This window comes from Polaribacter sp. 2405UD43-2 (genome assembly GCF_058147125.1).
On the sequence record NZ_JBYVJX010000004.1, the window covers coordinates 44,837 to 68,026 of the forward strand.

General features: G+C 29.2%; 18 protein-coding genes. 6 read left to right on the plus strand and 12 right to left on the minus strand.

From position 1 onward, the window contains the following. Nucleotide 1: 1 nt before the first annotated feature. The 4 genes from ACY2RX_RS07050 to ACY2RX_RS07065 all read left to right on the plus strand — a co-directional run bounded on the left by ACY2RX_RS07050 (nt 2) and on the right by ACY2RX_RS07065 (nt 8,209). The gene (locus ACY2RX_RS07050) at nt 2-1,273 is read left to right on the plus strand and encodes a T9SS type A sorting domain-containing protein (protein WP_490103261.1); all 1,272 of its coding nucleotides are present in this window, start codon (nt 2-4) and stop codon (nt 1,271-1,273) included. Then, entirely contained in the window at nt 1,274-4,087 is a 2,814-nt protein-coding gene (locus tag ACY2RX_RS07055) for a gluzincin family metallopeptidase (RefSeq protein ID WP_490103262.1), read from the plus strand. 156 nt (nt 4,088-4,243) lie between these two features. Beyond that, nucleotides 4,244-6,697 (plus strand): alpha-ketoacid dehydrogenase subunit alpha/beta, encoded by a 2,454-nt coding sequence (locus tag ACY2RX_RS07060; RefSeq protein ID WP_490103263.1) that lies wholly within the window; start codon nt 4,244-4,246, stop codon nt 6,695-6,697. Between the two features lie 306 nt (nt 6,698-7,003). Then, on the plus strand, nt 7,004-8,209 hold the full coding sequence (locus ACY2RX_RS07065) for a helix-turn-helix transcriptional regulator (protein ID WP_490103264.1): 1,206 nt from the start codon (nt 7,004-7,006) through the stop codon (nt 8,207-8,209). A gap of 5 nt (nt 8,210-8,214) precedes the next feature. On the opposite strand, the gene ACY2RX_RS07070 is transcribed toward ACY2RX_RS07065, so the two are convergent. The 10 genes from ACY2RX_RS07070 to ACY2RX_RS07115 all read right to left on the minus strand — a co-directional run bounded on the left by ACY2RX_RS07070 (nt 8,215) and on the right by ACY2RX_RS07115 (nt 17,813). Continuing rightward, nucleotides 8,215-9,255 (minus strand): AMP-binding protein, encoded by a 1,041-nt coding sequence (locus ACY2RX_RS07070; protein WP_490103265.1) that lies wholly within the window; start codon nt 9,253-9,255, stop codon nt 8,215-8,217. Beyond that, nucleotides 9,236-10,213: a CPBP family intramembrane glutamic endopeptidase gene (locus tag ACY2RX_RS07075; protein WP_490103266.1), complete on the minus strand. Its 978-nt coding sequence runs from the start codon at nt 10,211-10,213 to the stop codon at nt 9,236-9,238. The genes ACY2RX_RS07070 and ACY2RX_RS07075 overlap by 20 nt, the downstream gene beginning before the upstream one ends. A gap of 35 nt (nt 10,214-10,248) precedes the next feature. Then, entirely contained in the window at nt 10,249-11,289 is a 1,041-nt protein-coding gene (locus ACY2RX_RS07080; RefSeq protein WP_490103267.1) for an o-succinylbenzoate synthase, read from the minus strand. A gap of 11 nt (nt 11,290-11,300) precedes the next feature. Beyond that, entirely contained in the window at nt 11,301-11,813 is a 513-nt protein-coding gene (locus ACY2RX_RS07085; protein WP_490103268.1) for an SRPBCC family protein, read from the minus strand. Between the two features lie 4 nt (nt 11,814-11,817). Continuing rightward, entirely contained in the window at nt 11,818-12,495 is a 678-nt protein-coding gene (locus ACY2RX_RS07090; protein ID WP_490103269.1) for a metal-dependent hydrolase, read from the minus strand. Between the two features lie 15 nt (nt 12,496-12,510). Beyond that, nucleotides 12,511-13,452 carry a 1,4-dihydroxy-2-naphthoate octaprenyltransferase gene (gene menA / locus ACY2RX_RS07095; protein ID WP_490103270.1) on the minus strand — a complete coding sequence of 314 codons (942 nt, stop codon included), beginning with the start codon at nt 13,450-13,452 and terminating at the stop codon, nt 12,511-12,513. A 45-nt stretch (nt 13,453-13,497) separates the two neighbouring features. Next, nucleotides 13,498-14,277 (minus strand): (Fe-S)-binding protein, encoded by a 780-nt coding sequence (locus tag ACY2RX_RS07100; protein WP_490103271.1) that lies wholly within the window; start codon nt 14,275-14,277, stop codon nt 13,498-13,500. A gap of 73 nt (nt 14,278-14,350) precedes the next feature. Beyond that, nucleotides 14,351-15,667 carry a 4Fe-4S dicluster domain-containing protein gene (locus ACY2RX_RS07105; RefSeq protein ID WP_490103272.1) on the minus strand — a complete coding sequence of 439 codons (1,317 nt, stop codon included), beginning with the start codon at nt 15,665-15,667 and terminating at the stop codon, nt 14,351-14,353. Nucleotides 15,668-15,689: 22 nt separating this feature from the next. Then, nucleotides 15,690-16,661: an MlaD family protein gene (locus ACY2RX_RS07110; RefSeq protein ID WP_490103273.1), complete on the minus strand. Its 972-nt coding sequence runs from the start codon at nt 16,659-16,661 to the stop codon at nt 15,690-15,692. Between the two features lie 54 nt (nt 16,662-16,715). Next, nucleotides 16,716-17,813, minus strand: coding sequence for an N-acetylmuramoyl-L-alanine amidase family protein (locus ACY2RX_RS07115; protein WP_490103274.1), 1,098 nt, complete (start codon nt 17,811-17,813; stop codon nt 16,716-16,718). A 194-nt stretch (nt 17,814-18,007) separates the two neighbouring features. On the opposite strand from ACY2RX_RS07115, the gene ACY2RX_RS07120 reads away from it, so the two are divergent. Both ACY2RX_RS07120 and ACY2RX_RS07125 read left to right on the plus strand, forming a co-directional pair. Then, the gene (locus ACY2RX_RS07120) at nt 18,008-20,569 is read left to right on the plus strand and encodes a putative LPS assembly protein LptD (RefSeq protein WP_490103275.1); all 2,562 of its coding nucleotides are present in this window, start codon (nt 18,008-18,010) and stop codon (nt 20,567-20,569) included. A 64-nt stretch (nt 20,570-20,633) separates the two neighbouring features. Beyond that, a complete protein-coding gene (locus ACY2RX_RS07125; protein WP_490103276.1) occupies nt 20,634-21,014 on the plus strand; it encodes a RidA family protein in 381 nt (126 codons plus the stop codon). Between the two features lie 81 nt (nt 21,015-21,095). Here ACY2RX_RS07125 and gap read toward each other — a convergent pair whose 3' ends face one another. Together gap and pfkA are read right to left on the minus strand one after the other, a co-directional pair. Beyond that, nucleotides 21,096-22,097, minus strand: coding sequence for a type I glyceraldehyde-3-phosphate dehydrogenase (gap, locus tag ACY2RX_RS07130; RefSeq protein WP_490103277.1), 1,002 nt, complete (start codon nt 22,095-22,097; stop codon nt 21,096-21,098). 24 nt (nt 22,098-22,121) lie between these two features. Continuing rightward, nucleotides 22,122-23,105: a 6-phosphofructokinase gene (pfkA, locus tag ACY2RX_RS07135; RefSeq protein WP_490103278.1), complete on the minus strand. Its 984-nt coding sequence runs from the start codon at nt 23,103-23,105 to the stop codon at nt 22,122-22,124. Nucleotides 23,106-23,190 lie beyond the last annotated feature (85 nt).

Sequence of the window (23,190 nt, forward strand, 5' to 3'; positions counted from 1 at the left end):
AATGTTTTTAAAAAGAATTACTTTTCTTTTTATCTGTATTTGGTCTGCTTCTTTATTTGGACAGACCAATATTAAAACAATGTTTTATAACATTCTAAATTACGACTCTAGCACAGAAAGTGAGCAAAGAACTCCTTATTTAAAAACTATTTTAGACGAAGTTCAGCCAGATATTTTTATGGTTTGTGAACTAAAAACCAAAACTGGTTCTGATTATTTATTCGATAGAGCAATCTTACCTTTTAATAACAACTTTAAAAAAGCTGAGTTTGAATACGCTTTAAGTGGTGGAAGTTTGCAACAAATGGTTTATTACAATAACAAAAAATTAGTTTTAGAAAGCAGTAAAATTATTATAACTGGCACTAGAGATATAAATCATTATACATTTAAACTTAACACAGAAAACAGCGCTTCTAATCCCATTAAAATAGAAGTATTTGTAACGCATTTAAAAGCATCTAGAGGAAGTTACAATAGGCAAAAAAGATTAGCTTCTGTAGAAGAGTTTACCAAAGAATTAGCAAGATTACCAAATAATAGCAACATAATTTTTGCGGGCGACTTTAATTTTTACACAAGTAATGAGCCTGGTTTTTTAAAAATTATTGACTCCAATAATGCCATAAAAATTGTTGATCCAATAAACAGACTTTGCCCTAGTTTTCCTAATGACGGCAGAGACTACTTTGGCGATGATTATCATTCAAGCTATTTTTGGAATAACAGTTCTTTTAAAGATATTCATTCGCAATCTACAAGAACAACTCCTTTAATTGATGGCGCTGGTGGCGGAATGGATGATCGTTTCGATTTTATATTGATGTCTGAAAATTTAAAAACAAACACAAAATTATTTTACAAAAACAACACATACAAAGCTATTGGCAATAATGGAAATTGCTATAATTCTTATGTTAGCAATACTAGATGTTCAGGAGAATACTCTCAAGATTTAAGAAATGCGCTATATCAATTTAGCGACCATTTGCCAATTGTTATGGAGCTAGCATCTCCAGAAAACACTTTATCAACAACTACTTATCAACCCATACGTTTTTTAACTTCAAATATTGCATCCGATAAATTAGCAATTAAAGTAGCTTTAAATTCGTTAAATAAGATTTTGATTTACAATCAGCTGGGGCAAATAGTTCGAAAAATAGAAGTAAAAAATAAAACGAACATAGATTTAGATATCCGTTCTTTTTCTAAAGGAATTTATTTTATTAAAGCTGATGCATACAAACCTATAAAATTTGTAAAAATATAATTGAAAAAGCGTTTTTACATATTCATCATTTGCTTTTTAGCTTCTTCTTTTGCTTTTTCGCAACAGAATACCATCAGCTTAAAATCTACTTTAAACACTAAAACTGATGAGTTAAAAATTCAGCAAGAAATTGTGTTTTACAATACATCAGATTCGATTTTAAAAAATATTTACCTACACAATTGGGGCAATAGTTTTAAAGACAGAAAAACACCATTAAGCAAAAGATTTATAGAAGATTTTAGAAAAGATTTATATTTTGCTAGAAAAAAAGATTTAGGAAACTCTACCCTAAAAAGCATCTCTGTTGCTTATGAAAATACTCATTTTTCTGAATTAAAAGAACATTCAGACATTGTACAGGTAAAACTTAAAAAAGCGCTAAAACCCAATGATAGTGTTAGAATATCTGCAACCTATGTTTTAAAAATTCCGAATGCAAAATTTACTGGTTACGGAAAAATAAAAAATGAATATCATCTTAGATTTTGGTATTTAACACCCGCTGTTTACAAAAATAAATGGCAATTAATGAGCAACTTAAATTTAGATGATTTATATGAAAATCCAACAGATTTTAACATCGAAATAAATGTACCAGCAGATTATATTGTTGAAAGTAATTTATATCAATACAAAACAAAAAAAGACAGCTTAAATAACTATTATTTAGTAGGAAAAAATAAAACAGATGTTATATTAAGCATCAACAAAACAAAAAAATTAAAATCTTTTAACACCAAAAATATTAAAGTTTATACCAATGTTTTTAATAAAGAAATAGCTCCGAATTTAACTAAAGACATTTTAAATAGAGAGCTTTTGTTTATTGAAAAGTATTTAGGAAAATATCCTCATAAAGAAATCTATGTAGATAAAGCTAGCCAAAGAAAAAATCCCATTTATGGCTTAAACCAACTGCCCAATTTTATAAGACCTTTTTCTGATGTTTTTAAGTGGGATATTACAATGTTTAAAGCTATTTCTAGAAAGTACATAGAAAATACTTTACTGCTTAACAAAAGAACGGATGCTTGGTTAATAGATGGTATTCAGAATTATTTAATGATTGAATATGTAGAAAATGTTTATCCAGAAATAAAACTGTTGGGCAAAGTTTCTAATTCTTGGCCATTAAGGCGATTTAACATTTCTAAATTAGAGTTTAATGATAAGTATCAATTTGTTTATCAGTTTACTTCGAGAAAATTTTTAGATCAATCTTTAACAACTCCTTTAGATTCTTTGTCAAATTTTAATAGAAGAATTGTAAACAAATACAAAGCTGGTTTGGGTTTTAAATATTTAAAAGAATATTTAGGTGGCTCTGTTTTAAATGATGCTATACAAGAGTTATACCTTAACAATCAGTTAAAAAATATTTCAAGCAGTACTTTTAAAAACATCCTTTCTAAAAAAACAACTAAAAATATTGATTGGTTTTTTAACGATTATATAAACACTAATAAAAAAATAGATTACACCATAAAAAGTGTTATCGAAGAAAATGACAGTCTTTTAGTTACCATAAAAAACAAAAGAAATATTAATGTCCCAATTGCTTTGTATGGCATCAACAACAAAAAAGAAATTGCCTTTAAAAAATGGATTGATAATATTGACAGTACAAAAACGATTAAAATTAAAAAAGGAAATTTTCAGGATTTGGCATTAAATTACGAAAACTTATACCCCGAACACAACACCCTAAACAACTGGAAAAATCTTGAAAAAAAAATATTTAACAAACCTATTAAATTTTCGTTTTTTAAAGATATAGAAGACCCTAATTACAGTCAACTTTTTTATCAACCTAACGCACAATATAACTTTTACAATGGCTTAATTCTAGAATTAAAACTACACAACAGACCCATTATAAAAAGGAACTTAGAGTTTAAGTTATCTCCTGCTTATGCAACAAAAAGTAAATCTTTTATCGGTAGTTTTTCTGTTTTGTATAATCAATATTTCGAAAAAACCAACATCTACAAAATAACTTACGGAATTGTAGGAAACAAACTAGATTACGCACCAAATCTATCTTATAAATCTTTAGTACCTTTTATAGATTTAGTCTTTAAACGCAAAACCCTAAGAGATACAGGTTTTGAATCGATAACAGCAAAATTAATTCATATTAATAAAGAAGTAGCTCCACAAGCTATTAAAACCGATCAAGATAATTACAACGTATTAAGCTTAAATTACCAATACAGAAAACCAGATATTATTAAAGAATTTAGATATAGTTTTAATACAGAATTTGCCAAAAAATTCTCTAAAGCAACCATAGATTTAAGATACAGAACTTTAACAACATCAGATACGCAGTTAGATTTTAGATTATTTGCAGGCACATTTTTTAAAAACAATACTAGTGGAAATTATTTTAGTTTTGGTTTAGACAGAGCAAATGATTATGCTTTTCAGTTAAACTATTTTGGAAGATCTGAAAACAAAGGGCTTCTAAGCCAACAATTTATTATTGCAGAAGGTGGTTTTAAATCTGTTTTACCCACAAGGTTTGCAGATCGATATATGATAGCTTTTAATTCTAGCATTGGTTTATGGAGGTGGATTGAATTTTATAACGATATTGCTTTTTTAAAAAACAAAAATTATCCAGTATTTTTTGCTTATGAAAATGGTATCAGACTCAATTTTATACATAATATTTTTGAAATTTATTTTCCTGTATATTCTAACAATGGATGGGAAATTTCTCAGACAGCTTACCCACAAAAAATAAGATTTACGCTTGCTGCAAACTTTAATTCTATTTTTAATTTTTTTAGAAGAGGTTTTTTCTAAAAAAATACATATCATAGCATCTTCAGATAATTATTATCACATTATCAAAAAAAAATATTTTTACGCTTATTTTTTTAACATATTCTTAAATTTTTAGAACATTTTTAAATATCAACTAAAAAAACTACCTTTGCAAAACCATAAAGATCCTATAAAATGTTGCAAAAAACACGTACAGATAATAAACAAAAACTATCTTTTCAAGATTTTAAAACAGAAGTTTTAAGCGATTATAAAATTGCTAAAATAAGCAGAGAATGTAGTTTATTAGGAAGACGTGAAGTATTAACAGGAAAAGCTAAATTTGGTATTTTTGGAGACGGAAAAGAAGTGCCACAATTAGCAATGGCTAAAGCCTTTAAAAAAGGAGACTTTAGATCTGGTTATTATAGAGATCAAACTTTTATGATGGCAATTGGCGAGTTAACAGCTCAACAATTTTTTGCAGGTTTGTATGCACACCCAGACATTAAAGCAGATCCAATGTCAGCAGGCAGGCAAATGGGCGGGCATTTTGCAACCCATAGTTTACACGAAGACGGAACTTGGAAAAACCTTACCAAACAATACAATTCTAGTTCAGACATTTCTCCTACTGCCGGACAAATGCCTCGTTTACTTGGTTTGGCGCAAGCATCAAAAATTTATAGAAACGAAAAAAGCGTTCAACATAAAACTAGTTTTTCTATAAACGGAAACGAAATAGCTTGGGGCACAATTGGAAACGCAAGTACAAGTGAAGGTGTTTTTTTTGAAACCATAAATGCTGCCGGTGTTTTGCAAGTACCAATGGTTATGAGTGTTTGGGATGATGAATATGGAATTTCTGTACACGCAAAATACCAAACAACAAAAGAAAGTATTTCTGAAATTTTAAGCGGATTTCAAAGAGAAAATAATAAAGATGGATATGAAATTTTTGTTGTTAATGGTTGGGATTATGTCCAATTAATAGACATTTACAACAAAGCTTCAAAAATAGCAAGAGAAGAACACGTGCCTGTTTTAATTCACGTTAAAGAATTAACACAACCTCAAGGACACTCAACTTCAGGATCTCATGAAAGATACAAAACCAAAGAAAGATTAGTTTGGGAAAAAAATCTTGATTGTATTGAAAAAATGCGACAATGGATTTTAGATTTTGAATTGGAAACAGAATCTGGAGAGATTTTACGCTTTGTAACATCTGAAGAAGAAATCATCGTTTTAGAAAAAGACGCAAAAAAAGAGGTTAGAAACGCTAAAAGAAATGCTTGGAATGCTTTTATAAATGAAATTAAATCTGATGTAACAATTACTACACAATTACTAGAAAAAATTGCTGCTAAAAGTAAAAACTCAGCTTTTATTTTAAAAATAAAAAATGATTTACAAGAAATTGTAGAGCCTAGTAGAAAAGATGTTTTATCACATTCTAGAAAAGCTTTAAGATTTATAAAAGACGAAAAAATTGCCGAAAAAATTCTTTTACAAAACTTTATCAAAAAATCTATTAAAGATGCAAAACAAAAATATTCTTCTTACTTATTAAGCGAATCTAATTTTAGCGCACTTAATATTTCTGCAAAAAAACCAACATATTCTGAAAGTAAAAAACTGGTTGATGCAAGAATTATTATGAGAGATAATTTTGACGCAATCTTAAAAAAACATCCAGAAGTTGTTATTTTTGGTGAAGATGCGGGTTATATTGGCGATGTAAATCAAGGTTTAGAAGGACTTCAAGAAAAATATGGTGACATAAGAGTTGCTGACACCGGAATAAGAGAAGCATCTATAATTGGTCAGGGAATTGGCTTGGCTATGAGAGGTTTAAGACCCATTGCAGAAATACAATATTTAGATTATTTATTGTACGCGCTTCAAATTATGAGTGATGATTTGGCAACACTTCATTATAGAACTTACGGCAAACAAAAAGCTCCTTTAATTGTTAGAACTCGCGGACATAGATTAGAAGGAATTTGGCACGCAGGCTCACCAATGGGAAGCATTATAAATAGTGTTAGAGGAATACACGTTTTGGTTCCTAGAAATATGACAAAAGCTGCTGGCTTTTACAACACACTCTTAGAAGGTGATGACCCTGCTTTAGTTATAGAATGTTTAAACGGATATAGACTTAAAGAAGAATTACCAATAAATTTAGGTGAGTACAAAACACCTATTGGCTTGGTAGAAACAGTAAAAGAAGGTAAAGACATTACTGTTGTTTCTTACGGATCTACTTTAAGATTAGTAGAAGAAGCCGCAAAAGAACTACTTCAAGTGGGTATAGATATAGAAATTATAGATGCACAAAGTTTACTTCCTTTTGATTTAAATCAAGATTGTGTTCAAAGCTTAGCCAAAACAAACAAATTACTTATTGTAGATGAAGATGTTCCTGGTGGAGCTTCTGCTTATATTTTACGAGAAATTTTAGAAAAGCAAAATGGTTATATGTATTTAGACAGCAAGCCATCAACACTAACTTCTAAAGAGCATAGACCAGCTTATGGTACTGATGGAGATTATTTTTCGAAACCATCTACAGAAGACATCTTTGAAAAGGTTTATGAAATAATGTCTGAATTTAATCCTAACAATTTTAAAAGCCTCTATTAGAAATAGATAATTATTTAATTACCAAAAAAATAAAAGTCGTGAAAATATTTTCACGACTTTTTTAATTATGCAATATATAAATCCCCCAATTCTATATTGCAATTAAATTCAATACTAAAATATGTTCAAATTTAAAACTAATATCTTTAAAAAGAACCATCACCAAACAACTAATCTACTACAAATATTATTTTTTTAATTATTTTCTACTATATTTATGCATTAAAGACATATAAATAAACAATAATGGATCTTTTAAAAAAAATTAAAATTTTGATTTTTCTCACTTGTTTTGTAGTTCCTAAAATGTACTACTCTCAAGAAAAATTAATTAAAAACGGAGATAATTGGCATTACTATGATGAAGGTTACTTAAATAAAAACTGGAAAAACTTATCAAATCATTCTAATTGGAAAAGTGGAAAAACACCTATTGGATATGGAGATGGGCAAGTAGTAACAAATATTGATTACGGAGGAGATAAAAAAAACAAACATATAACTAAGTACTTTAAAAAGACAATTGAAATTAAAAAAAACAATTTTTTGGCTTATGAGTTTAGGGTTTTAAGAGATGATGGCGCAGTTATTTACATTAACGGAAAAGAGTTGTTTAGAAGTAATATGCCAAACTCAACCATAACCAATAAAACGGTTGCAATCAACACAATTCAAAAAGAAGAAGAATCTAAATACATTATTAATCTTTTTGACACTAAAATTTTTAAGGAAGGAAAAAATACGATTAGTGTTTCTATTCATCAAACATCTCCTGAATCTAGCGACTGCATATTTAGTTTCGAATTGATTGGTCATACAGACCCAGAATTCTTAACAGTTATAATTGATAAAAAAAAAGAAACTAACCAAAATTTAGAGGATAAAATAACCATTTTAAATAACAAATTTGAACTTGAAAAAGTTATTCTAAAAAATGAAACAATTACAAATAGAAATTACAATTTAAAGTTTTTACTATTCTTAATAAGTGCATTTTTTATTACATCATTAGTTAGCTATTTTTTTCTTTTTGGATATGTTCGAAAAAAAGAAATAAGATTCTCAAACACTATTGAATTGTTAACTAAAGAAAACAATAAAAAAGATGAAAAAATAATTATTTTAACAACTAACTTATTACACAACAAACAATATTATAAAGAAATAAAAGCAGACATTAAAGGCATTAAAACGCAAGATAAATCTACCATAAATTCTATTCTAAATCAAATTGATTATGTTTTAGAAAGAGATGAAGATTGGGATATCTTAAAAAAGCATTTTAATGCAGTTTACGAAGGCTTTTATGATAAAATTATTAAAAAACACCCAACAGTTTCTGAGACAGAATTAAGACATTGTATGTTTATTAAATTACACTTACAAACGAAAGAAATTGCTAGAATATTATTAATAGACCCAAGATCTGTACAAACTGCGAGATATAGAATTAAAAAGAAAATGAACCTAAATGAAGGTGAAGATTTAAGAGAGTATTTACTAAATTTATAATAAAGTTAGCGTAACTTTTTTAATGTTTTTTTACGTTGAATTTTACCAGTATCTGTTTCTATAAAAGTATCTATAAAAAAAACTTCTTTTGGAATTTCGAATTTTGAAAAACTTACATTTTTAAATTCTATTTGTTGATGTTTTCCTTCGACAATTAAAACTAATTTTTCTCCTAATTTTTCATCAGAAATACCTGCAACAAAAAAACGATTCTTAATAATTTTCGATAATTTTTCTTCAATTTTTTCTGGATGTAATTTAATTCCGCCAGAATTAATTACATTATCAAACCTACCTAACCATTCAAATTTTGTATCAGAAATTAACTGTACAACATCATTTGTAAACACCAATTCTTTAGAATTTTTTTGAGCCTTGATGACCAAACAACTTCTGTTATCAATAAAAATTTCAACATCCGGCAAAACTTTATAAAAAGTTGGTTTTAATTTAATTTGATTCAACTTTTTTACAGCAATATGAGTTATGGTTTCTGTCATACCATAAGTTGCAAAAACCGCTGTAGAAACACTTTGTAAGTTCTCTTGAAGCTCAGTAGAAACTATACCTCCGCCAACAATAAGTTTTTTTATTTGATGTAATTTATCTAAAGAATTTTGAACTTGTAAAGGAACCATTGCCGAAAAATCGTATTCTTTTAATATCGATTTTAACGGATTAGAATTTACTTCTACAACATCTAAACACCAGCCTAAAGTTAAGGCTCTTACCAACATCATTTTACCTGCAATATATGCAACTGACAAACATAACAGAGCCGTTGTTTTTTCTTTTAAATCAAAAAATCTTCCTGTTGCGAGAGCCGAATTTATCATTTGCTCTTTTTGCAAAGAAATGGATTTTGGTTTTCCTGTAGAACCTGAAGTTTGTACCAAAATAAAATCATCATCAGAAAACCAACTTTCTAAAAAACTAGAAATATCAACAGAAAAATGATGTGTAAAAGTAATTAATTCATCAACAGAAGAAAATGATTTCCCATTTAATTTGAAGTTTTTATGAAATTTATTCTCCACTAATTTCATCTAAAATTCTGTAATTTTCATCTAAAAGAATAGGCTTATAAATTTTCCCTGTAAGTTTTTCTTTCCAGTTTTTCCATCCATATTTTCTAGAGAAAAACAACAACATTAATGGATACAAAACCAACACAGGAAAAAACATTTCCCAACCTACAGAAGGTTCAGAAGTATCAATATATAATGCATCCGTTTGAAAAACGGTCCAATCTGTTGTTACAAAAAAAGCAGCTACAATATTATTTACCGCGTGCAAGCCTAAAGAAAGCTCTGTACCTTCATCCATTAAAGTGGTAATTCCATAAAACAAACCTGTACCAATATAAAACACCATAGAAATGTAACCTAGCTTTTCTACCTCTGGGTTTGCGCCGTGTAAAAGTCCAAAAAACACTGATGTGAAAAGCAAAGGAAACCATCTGTTTTTTGTTAAAACTCCAAGTCCTTGCATAAAATAACCTCTAAAAAGGAGTTCTTCAAAACTGGTTTGAAAAGGCAAAAACAACAACGAAATAAACAATAAAATAAAAAATGGTCCTACATTAAAATTCCAAACATAATCATTTGGAGACATTAAAATACCTGCAATTATTGCAATAACCGCAACTAATCCCCAAGAATAAAAACCGAACCAAAAACGTTTCCAATCTATTTTTTTTCTACTAGTAACTAAAGTAGTAATGCTTCTTTGATGAATATATTTTACTCCTACAAACAAGAAAACCAACCCAATAAGAAACATTAATATCATTAAAAATAATAGTAAATTACTGTTCATGCCCATAGACATAAAACTATCTTCTGCTGCTTTAGAAAATTCTGCAAAACTACCAGCTTCTTTAAAAGCTGCAATTCCTAAGGGAATAAAACCTACAATTTGCCAGCCAAAAAACACTAAAATTATAGTTAAAACCCAATGATACCATTCGTTATTTCCTTTGTATGCCTGTTGTATGTAATTCATTTTTTTATGGATGAGATTCTGAAATAAGTTCAGAATTACGTTACATTAAAATTCCAATTTAATTTAGGATTGTATTGCAAAGTACCATTTTTTACTGATAATGGACTTTTAAAATTATTTGTAAATAAACCTCCAGTACCTAAACCTTGAGGCATTTTATTTTGTAATGTATGTGTAAATTGCGCAATTGCATTTAAACCAATATTGCTCTCTAAAGCAGAAGTTATCCACCAACCGCAATTGTTTTGCTCAGCTAAATTAATCCATTCTTTACTTGTTGCAAAACCACCAATTAAGCTTGGTTTTAAAATAATATATTGTGGCTGAATTGTTTCTAATAATTTCTTCTTTTCTTCGGATGAAAACACTCCTATCAATTCTTCGTCTAAAGCAATTGGCAAAGGTGTTTTTGCACACAATGCTGCCATTTTGTGAACTTGACCTTGTTTTATAGGTTGCTCTATAGAATGAATTTCTAAATCTGATAAAACTTTTAATTTTTCTAAAGCATCTTTTGGTTTAAAAGCGCCATTTGCATCTACACGTAATTCTATTTCGTTTGATGAAAATTCTTTTCTGAGGGATTTTAACAAGTCTATTTCTTTATCAAAATCTATGGCACCAATTTTCATTTTTATGCAAGAAAAACCTGATGTTAATTTTTCTTTAATTTGAGTTTTCATAAACTCTTTTTCTCCCATCCAAATTAAACCGTTTATAGAAATTGATGCTTTTCCTTTGGTAAATTCTGATGGAAATAACTCAAATTTATCATCATTTTTTAACGATAAAAAAGCCTGTTCTAATCCAAATTGAATTGACGGGAACTCGCAGAGTTCTTTAAGTAAAAAATCTAATCCTTGGTTAATATTATTGCAAACCCACTTTAATTTTTCTTCATAATTCTTAACATCATCTATACTTAAACCTCTAAAAAGCCCTGTTTCTCCAATTCCTGTTTTACCATTTTCTTTTAAAATGATAAACCAAGTTTCTTTGGTTTTTAAAATTCCGCGCGAAGTTCCACTCGGATTTTTAAAATTAAGTATGTATTTTTTGTAGCTAGCTTTTATCAAAAGAAAGAGTATTATTTTTCTACAAATGTTTTAAAATTATTTAAATAAGTTTGGTCTTGTTCTTTAAAAACTCCTTTAAAATAAGGAAACATACACGCCATAATATAAGAATCGCTTTGGCAGCTAGCGTTTAATGTAATTGTAGTTACACCTTCTTTTTCAGTAAAAAGATAGTCATCGGTTTTTAACATATTCTCTGCATCAAAAAACAAGGTTACTTTTTTATTGGGTACAAAAGCTAAAATCTTTTCAGTCATTGTAATTTCTTGCCCCTTATTATCAACTACAATTTTATATTCGCTGCCAATTGTTCCAGGATTTAAATTTAAAGTGTCAATCTTTTTAATTTCAGGTATCCATTTTTTTACATTTCCTGGTTTATTAAAAATTTTAAAAACATCTTCTACAGGTTTATTTACAGATACTTGCGCAGAATAATTCGTTTCTTTCACTATTAAGCCTGTTAAGAAAAAAGCCAGTCCTAAAACAGATATAATTATTAAAATTATTTTTATTTTTTTCATTCTATTATATAAATATCGAACTTCCTATTTCTAAAATTTTTAGCACCTTACCTTTTGTTTCAAAGGCTGATTTAGCATCATCTACATTAATTTCTATAGGAGGAAATGTATTAAAATGACAGCCAATTATTGTATTACATTCTACAAAATTACTTGCTATAATTGCATCTTCTACTCCCATAGTAAAATTGTCTCCAATAGGTAAAATTGCACAATTAATTTTATGAGTCATAGGAATCAGTTTCATATCCATACTTAAAGCAGTATCTCCTGCAACATATATGTTTTTGTTATCAGCAGAAATTACAAAACCTCCTGGCTGCCCTCCATAAGTACCATCAGCAAAAGACGATGTATGTATTGCATTAACATATTTTGCAGAAAATGTTTCTTTTTTAAAAGTTCCACCATGATTTAATGGATGAATTTTATACCCTTTAGCATTGTAATACATTGCTATTTCGTGATTAGAAACAATGGTTGCTCCTGTTCTTTCTGCAATAACTTCTACATCTAAAACATGATCTTGATGCGCATGCGTTATTAAAATATAATCAGCTTTTATTGAAGAAATGTTAATATTTGATGCTAAAGAATTACCCGTAATAAATGGGTCTATTAAAATATTTGTGTTTCCAGTTTCTACTCCAAAACAAGCGTGTCCGTAAAAAGTAATATTCATAATATGTTTTCTTTGTTATAATTGTCCTAACCCAAAAAGAATTGCAAATAAAAAAGTACTCAATGCTACTATTTTTAATTCTTTATCTAATTCTGCTGGAACTTTATTTTTTGCAACTATAAAACTATTTTTAATTAGCGGAATAAATGCTACCAAAAAAAGGAATTGATACCCACTTTTATAATCTAAAACAACATAAATTAAGGCAGCAAATAATGCGCCAAAAATTAAAAAATAATGATATTTTTTTGCTTTTTTTATCCCTAATTTAACAACTAATGTGTTTTTATTGTTCTTTTTATCTTCTTCTCTATCTCTAAGATTATTCAAATTAAGTACAGCTGTACTTAATAATCCAATAGAAATTGCTGGTAAAAATATTTTAAAGTTGATGTGCTTTGTATATAAAAAATAACTCCCCACAACACTTAACAAACCAAAGAAAAGAAACACAAAAACATCACCAAAACCACTGTAACCATAAGCAGAGTTACCCACTGTATATTTAATAGCTGCTGCAATTGATGCAATTCCTAAACCAAAAAACAAGATAGAATATCCAAAATTTTCTTTCCCAAAAGCAACATAAATAAGTAACAAAGCAATTATTAAAGTAATAATTGTGGTAAGTATCATTGCTGATTTCATTTGTTTTGGTGTTATTACACCTAAAGACACCATTCTTGCTTCTCCTGTTCTATTTTTGTCTGAACCTTTTATACCATCTCCATAATCATTGGCAAAGTTTGATAATACTTGAAAACCAATTGTGGTTAAGATTGCTAAAATAAAAATCCAATAATTTTTCTCTTTATGAATACAAAAAGCTTCTAATAAATTATACCCTGCTGGGTGAGTATCATTTATAAAATTAGCTAAAAAAGCCCCAACAATAATCCCAGAAACCGATAAAGGTAATGTTCTTAAACGTGCAGCTTTTATGTAGTTTTTAAGCATTTTTTAAAAAGAGATTCCCACTTTCGTGGGAATGACAAATTTGGTTTATAATTTATTAGCTTCAGCAATTAATTCTGCAATGTCTTTTACTTGTACTTCAGCTTCTTTTTCTTTGAATTTAATTCCGTCTGTCATCATTGTATTACAATAAGGACAACCTGTTGCAATAATGTTTGGTTGGGTTTCTAAAGCATCTTCTGTTCTTAAAACATTAACTTCTTTATCGCCTTTTTCTGCATCTTTAAACATTTGCGCTCCACCAGCTCCACAACATAATGCAGTAGATTTATGACGTTGCATCTCTGTTAAATTAACACCTAATCTTTTAATTAAATCTCTTGGAGATTCATAAACTTCATTCGCTCTTCCTAAATAACAAGGATCATGGAACGTAACTCTTTTATCTTTTAAAGTTGTGTTATCAATTTTTAAACGACCTTCTTCAATTAAGTTTTCTATGAATTGTGTGTGATGAAAAACTTCATATTTACCACCTAAACCTGGATATTCATTTTTTAGAGTATTAAATGAATGCGGATCGCAAGTAACTATCTTTTTAACTTCGTAACCATTTAGAACTTCAATATTCATCATTGCTTGCATTTGAAACAAAAATTCGTTTCCGGCTCTTTTTGCAGCATCACCTGTAGAAGATTCTTCTGTTCCTAAAACCGCGAAATCTACCTTAGCTTGATGCAATATTTTTACAAATGCTCTCGATATTTTTTTAGCTCTATCATCATAACTCCCAGCTGCGCCAACCCAAAACAACACTTCTGGTTGCTTGCCTTGCGCCATCATTTCTGCCATTGTTGGTACTGTCATAAATTACAAATTTTGAATTATGAATTATGAATTGAACCAATTCGTAATTAATAATTATTAATTAAAATATTATTTATTCTTCGTCTTTCCAGTTTAATCTATCCATTTGGTTGTATTGCCATGGAGCTCCATTATTTTCGATGTTGGTCATCATCATATTTAATTCTTGTGGTGCTGCACTTTCTTCCATTACCAAATATCTACGCATATCCATAATTATTGATAATGGGTCTATGTTTACAGGACATTCTTCTACACACGCATTACAACTTGTACACGCCCACAATTCTTCTGGTGTAATATAATCGTTTAACAACTGCTTTCCATCATCTTTAAACACTCCTTTATTAGCATCAATATTTTTACCAACTTCTTCTAATCTATCACGAGTTTTCATCATAATATTTCTTGGCGACAACTCTTTACCTGTTAAGTTTGCAGGACAAGATGATGTACATCTACCACATTCTGTACAGGTATAGGCATTTAGTAATTGTACCCAATTTAAATCGGTAACATCAGATGCGCCAAACTTTTCTGGGACTTCATCTTCTGCTCCTTCTATTGGAGTAGCGTAAGGATCTGCATCAGGATCCATCATTAATTTTACTTCTTTGGTAACAGATTCTAAATTATTGAGTTGTCCTTTAGGGTTTAGATTCGCAAAGTATGTATTTGGAAACGCTAATAAAATGTGTAAATGCTTTGAATAATACAAGTAATTTAAGAATACTAAGATTCCTAAAATATGAATCCACCAAGCAGATCTTTCTACAATATGAATTGATTCTGGTGAAAAACTGCTAAAAAGTGGTGCCATAAATTGACTTATTGGATTTCCTATTCCTGCTTGTTGAAATGAAGTGTCTGCGGCATTCATCACCAAAAACAAGGTCATTAAAACCATTTCAAAATACAGAATGTTGTTACCATCATTTTTTGGCCAACCTGTCATTTCTTTGCTTAAAAAACGTTTGATGTTAGCTACATTTCTACGCAACCAAAATATAATTACGGCTACAAAAACTAGTGCTGCTAAAATTTCGAAAGTTCCTATTAAGAATGCGTAAAATCTATCACCTAAAACACCTTTAAAAATTCTGTGCGTACCAAATAAACCATCAATAATGATTTCTAAAACTTCTATATTAATAATGATAAAACCAACGTAAACAACAATGTGTAAAAAACCAGAAAGTGGTCTTTTTACCATTTTAGATTGCCCAAGCGCAATCATCATCATATTTTTTAGTCTTTCAGATTTTCTGTCTTTTCTATCTACATCTTTACCTAATTTAATGTTTCTTGATAGTTTGCGAATATTCATCGCAAAAAAACCGATACCAATTGCTAATGCTAAGGCAAAAAAGATGTTTGGTAAGTATTGCATATTGCTAGTAAATTTTAATAAATTATTTGTTAGCTTCTTTTTCTAATTCTTTGTCTTTTTTAGGCTTATAGGGTTTGGCTCTTTTTCCGAACAAAGAAAAATGGACAAATCTTTTAGGATTTAATTTCATTTCTCTTAGCAAATCTTCTAACTCTTTAGACATTGCAGTAAGGTTATTGTACATTTCGTCATCTGTTACTAACTTACCTATTGTACCTTTACCTTTGTGAATTCCATCTAACATTAAATTAACAGAATTTAGTGTAATCTCTGCTTTTTTAATAATTCTGCCAATATTAGCATTTGCTAAAGTATTTGAAACTTTGGCTAAATTATCTGTAATTTTTTTAGTATTCTTTACGGTAATTTTTAATTCTGTTGATGTAGAATCTATGACACTATTAACAGAATGCATTATTTCTCTAACATCTTTGATAGTATATTCTAAATTTTTAACAGACCTTTTTAAACTATTTTGAGTTTTTGAATCTAATATATTGTTAATATTCTTAAATAAAGAATCTGCACTAACAATTACTTTTTCTACTTTATTCTGTAATGGATCTAAACGCTCACCAATAGAGGTAAATAAACTAGACTCTATTTCGCCTTTTAAGACATCGCCACTTATTGCATTTGCTCCCTTATAATCTGGAATAACTGCTAAATTAGAAGGACTTAATGGACTTGGAGAATAAATTTTAACAACACTGTTTTTAGAAAACTCGAAGTCATCTTCTACAGAAAATCTTACAATTAAATGCCCTCTTTTTTCTTGAGATTGATCAAACTTTATACTCTCTACTTTACCTACTTTTAACCCATTAATAGTAACAAAACTAGATCTTGTTAAGCCACCTATTTGGCTATACTCTACTTTAAAATAACGGGTATTTCCATCAAGTAAATTTTGCCCTTTTAAAAAATTATAGCCCCATACAAAAATTGCAATTACAATTATTGCTACAATTCCTGTTTTTAACTCTTTTGACATAAATAGATATTTAACAACAATATTACTAATAATTTTTGGTTGAAACCATTAAAACTATTGCATTTTAATTACATCTTTTATAGAGATTTTAGTGCCATTTTTATAGGCAACTAAAAAAGCTGAGGTATATCCTTTAGATTTTGCTGTTTTAAGATTTTTTTTAGCATTTTTATAACTAGAAGTTTTACCAAAATAATACTTGTAAAACTTACCAACTTTAACTCTTTCTACATTTCTTAAGCCTTTAAAATTATAAGATTTTGTTGCCAATTTATTTTTACTAGAAGCTAACTGTACTTTAAATTCAAGCGCAGCATTTACCTTATTTTCTACAATAGTATTATCTGTTACTGTATTTAGTTTTATGTTAGAAATATAATTATGAATGGCACTTGCAATTGCTTCTGCCATCTGATTTTGACCTTTTTTAGAATTTAAATATCTTCCTTCTCTTCTATTGGTTAAAAAACCTAACTCAACCAAAACGCTTGGCATTATTGTTTCTCTTAAAACTTGAAAATTATCTTGTTTTACTTTTCTATTATTTCTTTTTAATTTAAAAGCAAAATTATTCTGAATTAAACTCGCTATTTCTAAACTTTTATCTAAATTTTCTTCTTGAAGTAAGGACAGTCCTATAACAGATTCTGCCGAATTTGGATCAAAACCTTTATATTTATCTTTATAATTGTCTTCATATAATACAATTGAAGCATTTTCTCTTTTTGCAATTTCAAGGTTTTTTTTGTTTCCTCTTAAACCCAAAACAAAAGTTCCTGCTCCGTAAGCGTTAGATGTATGAGAATCGCAATGAATAGAAACAAACAAATCTGCTTTAGCATTATTTGCAACTTCTCCTCTTTTCCATAAATCTACATAAACATCTTTTTTTCTAGTAAAAATTACTTTTATATCTTTTTTCTTGGCTAATTTTTTACCCACTTGTAAAGCTACTTTTAAGGCTATTTTTTTTTCTTTATAACCATTTCCTAAATTACCAGGGTCTTTACCACCATGGCCTGCATCAATAACTATTACATATTTTTTTTGAGCATTTACAGAAGAAACATTCATTAAAAAAACGAATGCAAAGCTTAAAATAAAAACTATTTTAAATTTGGTATTAATTTTGTGGTTTTGTTGGAATCGCATCAATAAAATTTAACTAATTTTGGCAACTTAAATTTGGTGCTTCAAATATTGAGCCATACTTTTACCTTAATACAAAAATAGTATTTATAGCATTGCAAACAAATCAATTACACATACTTTTATTTTGCTGTTTATTTTTTTTAGACCAAGCTTATTCTCAAGATATTAAGCCTGCTAAAAAAACAAAAGCTCTTTTGGTTAAAAAAGATACTGTACCTGCCCAAAAAAAGGACTCTTTAATTACAAAAAAAATTGATACTACTTCTATAGACTCGTTAAAACCTAAAGAAACTATTGAAGACATTATTACACACGTTGCAAAAGACTATACCTTACAAAACGCTAAAAACAAAACTGTTACACTTTACAACGAAGCCAATATAAAATATACAGATATTGATTTAAAAGCAGGAATTATTATTGTTGATTATAAAAAAAACACCTTATTTGCTAAAGGGATTAAAGACAGTACTGGTTATGTACAAAGACCTGTTTTTAAACAAGGAGGTCAAGAATCTGAGCAAGATTCTATACTCTATGATTTTAAAAGTAAACGTGCTTTAATCTACGGATTAAAAACAAAACAAGGAGAAATGTTTACTTACGGAGAAAAAACAAAACGTGTAAACGATTCTACTGTTTACATTAGAAAAATACGTTTTACTACTTCAGATAAAAAAATACCTGATTACTATATTGCTACAGACAAAGCCAAATTAGTACCAGGTAAAAAAATAATTGTGGGTACTAGTAACTTAGTTTTAGCAGATGTACCCACTCCAATTTTTCTTCCTTTTGCATATTTTCCTATCACAGAAACAAGTGTTTCTGGTTTTTTAATCCCGGCATTTGATACTGGTAGTAGCTCTAGAGGAATTGGTTTTCAAAACGGAGGATATTATTTTGCAATTAGCGATTATATAGATTTAGCTGTAAGAGGTGATGCCTATTCTAACGGAAGCTGGGGATTTAGAATGAATTCTAATTATAGAAAAAGATACAGATTTAATGGTTCTTTTAATTTTAGTTTTGAAAATAATATTAACGGAATTAGAGGTTTTGATACTTTTAGTAAAAGCAACAATTTTAATATAAGGTGGTCTCATAACCAAGATACAAAAGCAAGTCCAAACTCTAGATTTACAGCATCTGTAAATTTAGGAAGCAGTAAGTTTTTTAGAGAATCTCAAAATCAATTTAATGTTTCGCAAACACAAACCAACACTTTTAGCTCTTCTATAAATTACAGCAAAACTTTTGTGGGCACGCCTTTTAATATGAGTTTAACAGCAAGTCATCAACAAAATACAAACACAGAAAAAATAACAATGACGCTGCCTTCGTTAAATGTAAATATGAATAGAGTTTATCCGTTTGCAGGTAAAGGAGGCGTTAAAAAAACACCCATTCAAAAATTAGGTTTTAATTATACACTGCAAGGTCAGTATTTAATTAATACAGATGATGATGATTTTTTTACGAAAAAAATGTTTAAAACAGCCACAGCAGGTGCAAAACACAGAACTAGCACCAACACAAACATAAAAGCTTTTAAGTATTTTACACTTTCGCCAAGTGCTAATTATGAAGAAACTTGGAATTTTAATCACATCAAAAAAAAATATGACCCCGTTAAAAATAAAATTGTTATAGACTCCTTAAATGGTTTTAAAACATTTAGAACTTACAATTTAGGATTAAGTTTAGGCACAAATATTTACGGAACATTTAATTTTAGTAAAGGAAGACTTAAAGCAATTAGGCACACCATTAGACCATCAATTTCTTACACCTATAGACCCGATTTTGGAACAAAATTTATAAAGCAGGTTCAACGTAGTTCAGATCCTTTAGACCTAGAAAACTACACTATTTTTGATGCTAGTTTGTACACAGCACCTAGCGTTGGCTTAAGCAATTCTATAGGGATAACTTTAAACAATGTTTTAGAAGCAAAAGTAGCACCTAAAGACCCAGACAGCGATAAAGAAGATGAAAAAATAACCATTTTAAACAATTTAAATTTTAGCAGTTCGTATAATATTGCTGCAGATAGTTTACGCTGGTCTCCTGTCAGTTTTTCTGCTGGAACAAGGTTGTTTAAAGATAAATTATCTTTAAATCTAAACGGCTCTATGGATCCTTATCAAGTTAAAAACATTAATGGAACAGCCGTTAGAATTAATAAATTTAATCCTAATATTTTAAGATTAACAAATGCCAATTTAACTGCAAATTATTCGATTTCTAGTAGTGATTTTAAAAAGGATGAAAAAGGTGGTAATAATCAACAAAACAATAACGACCCTAATAATTCTACTGATATTATTGGTGCAAATATAGACCCTACAAGTCAAAACCAAAGAAATAATTCTAAAAATAAAACGCAAGAGAAAGAAGCTAAACTTTACAAAGCGGATATTCCTTGGTCTATAAATTTAGCGTATTCAGCAAATTATACAAATAATGGATTAGAAGCTGGAAAAATAGGAAATCATAGTTTAATGTTTAGCGGAAATATAGAACTTTCACCTAAATGGAAACTAGGATATTCTTCTGGATATGATATTAAAAGTGGTGGATTCACCTTTTCTCGATTTAATTTTAGTAGAGATTTAGATAGTTGGAATTTTAATTTTAATTGGGTTCCTTTTGGCACAAACTCTTCTTATACATTCTTTATTGGTGTAAAATCTTCTGTTTTATCAGACTTAAAATGGGATAAAAATAAACCACCAGATAGAAGATTGTTTTAAGCTGTTAGCAAAAATAAAAACTCTTTAATCCTACAACTTTGAACTTTGAACTTAATAAAATACAATGAAAAAAATAATAACAACCACTAAAGCACCAGCTCCTATTGGACCCTATAATCAAGCAGTTTTAAGTGGAAATACTTTATATACTTCTGGACAAATTGCTATTAATCCTAAAACTGGCAATCTAGTTTTAGATTCTATTAAAGAAGAAACAAAACAAGTAATGGAAAATTTAAAAGAGGTTTTAGCTGCCGCTGAAATGACTTTTGAAAACGTTATTAAAACCTCCATTTTTATTTCTGATATGAATAATTTTGCCCAAATAAACGCTGTTTATGGAGATTATTTTAATGAAGAAACTGCGCCTGCAAGAGAAACTGTAGAAGTTGCTAACTTACCAAAATTTGTAAATGTAGAAATTAGCGCAATTGCTGTTAAGTAATTAATCATCAAATGATAAAAATAAAAAACCTGATTAGTTTAACTAATCAGGTTTTTTCATCAATTCAAATCACTATGTTTACTACAAAGTAGCTGCGTATTCAATTAAATCTACAATTTTAGTTGAATAACCCATTTCGTTATCGTACCAAGACACCACTTTTACAAAGTTATCGTTTAAAGCAATACCAGCTTTAGCATCAAAAATTGAAGTTCTAGTGTCGCTTACAAAGTCTTGAGATACAACTAATTCTTCTGTATATCCTAAAACACCTTTCATAGATCCGCTTTCTGATGCGGCTTTCATTGCAGCACAGATATCATCATAAGAAGCAGCTTTTTCTAATCTAACAGTTAAATCTACTACAGATACATCCATTGTTGGAACTCTAAATGCCATACCTGTTAATTTACCATCCATTGCAGGTATAACTTTACCTACAGCTTTAGCAGCTCCTGTAGAAGAAGGAATTACGTTTCCGATAGCAGAACGTCCACCTCTCCAGTCTTTCATAGAAGGACCATCAACCGTTTTTTGAGTTGCTGTTGCAGCATGAACAGTTGTCATTAAACCTTCTACAATACCAAAGTTATCATTTAAAACTTTTGTAATTGGTGCTAAACAGTTTGTTGTACAAGATGCATTAGAAAAAATCTTTTGATCTGCTTTTAATTCAGTATTATTTACACCCATTACAAACATTGGTGTATGATCTTTAGAAGGTGCAGATAAAACTACTTTTTTAGCGCCAGCTTCTAAGTGTTTACCAGCTGTTTCTTCGGTTAAGAAAAATCCTGTAGACTCGATAACATATTCTGCACCTACTTCATCCCATTTTAAATCTGCTGGGTTTCTTTCTGCAGTAATTCTAATTTCGTTTCCGTTTACAATTAATTTACCGTCTTTTACATCAACAGTTCCATCAAATTTACCGTGAACTGAATCGTATTTCAACATATATGCTAAATAATCTACGTCTAATAAATCGTTAATTGCAACTACTTGTACGTTTTTTCTATTTACTGTAGATCTGAAAGCTAATCTTCCAATTCTTCCAAATCCGTTAATTCCTACTTTAATCATTTTACTAATCTTTATTTGTTTATTTTATGTTGTTATTATATCAGAAATTCTAAGGAGCTCAAGGTTTATTGTATGGCCTCCAGAAATTGCTTCTTTTATATCTGTACTAATTACTATGTTATCTTTTAAACCTACCATTAAATTGGTTTTGCCATCTAATAATAATTCTACTGCTTTTACGCCTAATCTACTTGCTAAAACTCTATCGAAACAAGAAGGAGAACCACCTCTTTGCATGTGCCCTAAAATACTAACTCTTACATCGTATTCTGGCAAGTTTTTTTCTACATACTGTGCTAGTTCATAAACGTTTTTACCAGATTTATCGCCTTCTGCCACCACAACAATACTAGATGATTTACCTGCTCTTCTACTTTTTTCTAAAGACTCTAACATTCTATCTAATCCTAAATCTTCTTCAGGAATTAAAATTTCTTCTGCTCCTGCTCCAACACCTGCGTTTAAAGCTATAAAACCTGCATCTCTACCCATTACCTCTACAAAGAATAATCGATTGTGTGATGATGCTGTATCTCTAATTTTATCTATTGCTTCTACTGCTGTATTTAAAGCGGTATCATAACCTAAGGTATGAGAAGTACCAAAAATATCGTTATCTATTGTACCCGGAATTCCAATTACAGGAAAATTATATTCTTCATTAAAAATTACGGCTCCTGTAAAAGAACCATCACCACCAATTACAACCATTGCATCTACTTCTCTTTCTTGCAGATTTTCGAATGCTTTTTGTCTTCCTTCTTTTGTTCTAAATCCTTTAGATCTAGCAGATTTTAAGATGGTTCCTCCTTTGTTAACAATATTATGCACACTTCTTGCATTTAATTCTACAAGATCGTCTTCTATTAATCCTTCATAACCTCTGTATATTCCTACACAACCTAAACTGTAATACGCACAAGACCTTACTACTGCTCTAATTGCGGCATTCATCCCTGGAGCATCTCCTCCAGAAGTCATAACTGCTATTTTTTTTATTTTCTTCATAATATTCTGATGTAAAATTACTGCTTTTTAGACATTTAAAATAATAAAACTACGAAATCGTTTTAGGCTAATTTGCAGAATTTAA

Bases quoted from the DNA above. Each gene is read 5' to 3' on its own strand.
- ACY2RX_RS07085 (WP_490103268.1), bottom strand. From the start codon at position 11,813: ATGAAAAAAATAAAAATAATTTTAATAATTATATCTGTTTTAGGACTG.
- ACY2RX_RS07050 (WP_490103261.1), top strand. From the start codon at position 2: ATGTTTTTAAAAAGAATTACTTTTCTTTTTATCTGTATTTGGTCTGCT.
- ACY2RX_RS07060 (WP_490103263.1), top strand. From the start codon at position 4,244: ATGTTGCAAAAAACACGTACAGATAATAAACAAAAACTATCTTTTCAA.
- ACY2RX_RS07110 (WP_490103273.1), bottom strand. From the start codon at position 16,661: ATGTCAAAAGAGTTAAAAACAGGAATTGTAGCAATAATTGTAATTGCA.
- ACY2RX_RS07075 (WP_490103266.1), bottom strand. From the start codon at position 10,213: ATGAATTACATACAACAGGCATACAAAGGAAATAACGAATGGTATCAT.
- ACY2RX_RS07070 (WP_490103265.1), bottom strand. From the start codon at position 9,255: ATGAAATTAGTGGAGAATAAATTTCATAAAAACTTCAAATTAAATGGG.
- menA (WP_490103270.1), bottom strand. From the start codon at position 13,452: ATGCTTAAAAACTACATAAAAGCTGCACGTTTAAGAACATTACCTTTA.
- ACY2RX_RS07100 (WP_490103271.1), bottom strand. From the start codon at position 14,277: ATGACAGTACCAACAATGGCAGAAATGATGGCGCAAGGCAAGCAACCA.
- ACY2RX_RS07105 (WP_490103272.1), bottom strand. From the start codon at position 15,667: ATGCAATACTTACCAAACATCTTTTTTGCCTTAGCATTAGCAATTGGT.
- gap (WP_490103277.1), bottom strand. From the start codon at position 22,097: ATGATTAAAGTAGGAATTAACGGATTTGGAAGAATTGGAAGATTAGCT.
- ACY2RX_RS07065 (WP_490103264.1), top strand. From the start codon at position 7,004: ATGTACTACTCTCAAGAAAAATTAATTAAAAACGGAGATAATTGGCAT.
- ACY2RX_RS07090 (WP_490103269.1), bottom strand. From the start codon at position 12,495: ATGAATATTACTTTTTACGGACACGCTTGTTTTGGAGTAGAAACTGGA.
- ACY2RX_RS07125 (WP_490103276.1), top strand. From the start codon at position 20,634: ATGAAAAAAATAATAACAACCACTAAAGCACCAGCTCCTATTGGACCC.
- ACY2RX_RS07115 (WP_490103274.1), bottom strand. From the start codon at position 17,813: ATGCGATTCCAACAAAACCACAAAATTAATACCAAATTTAAAATAGTT.
- pfkA (WP_490103278.1), bottom strand. From the start codon at position 23,105: ATGAAGAAAATAAAAAAAATAGCAGTTATGACTTCTGGAGGAGATGCT.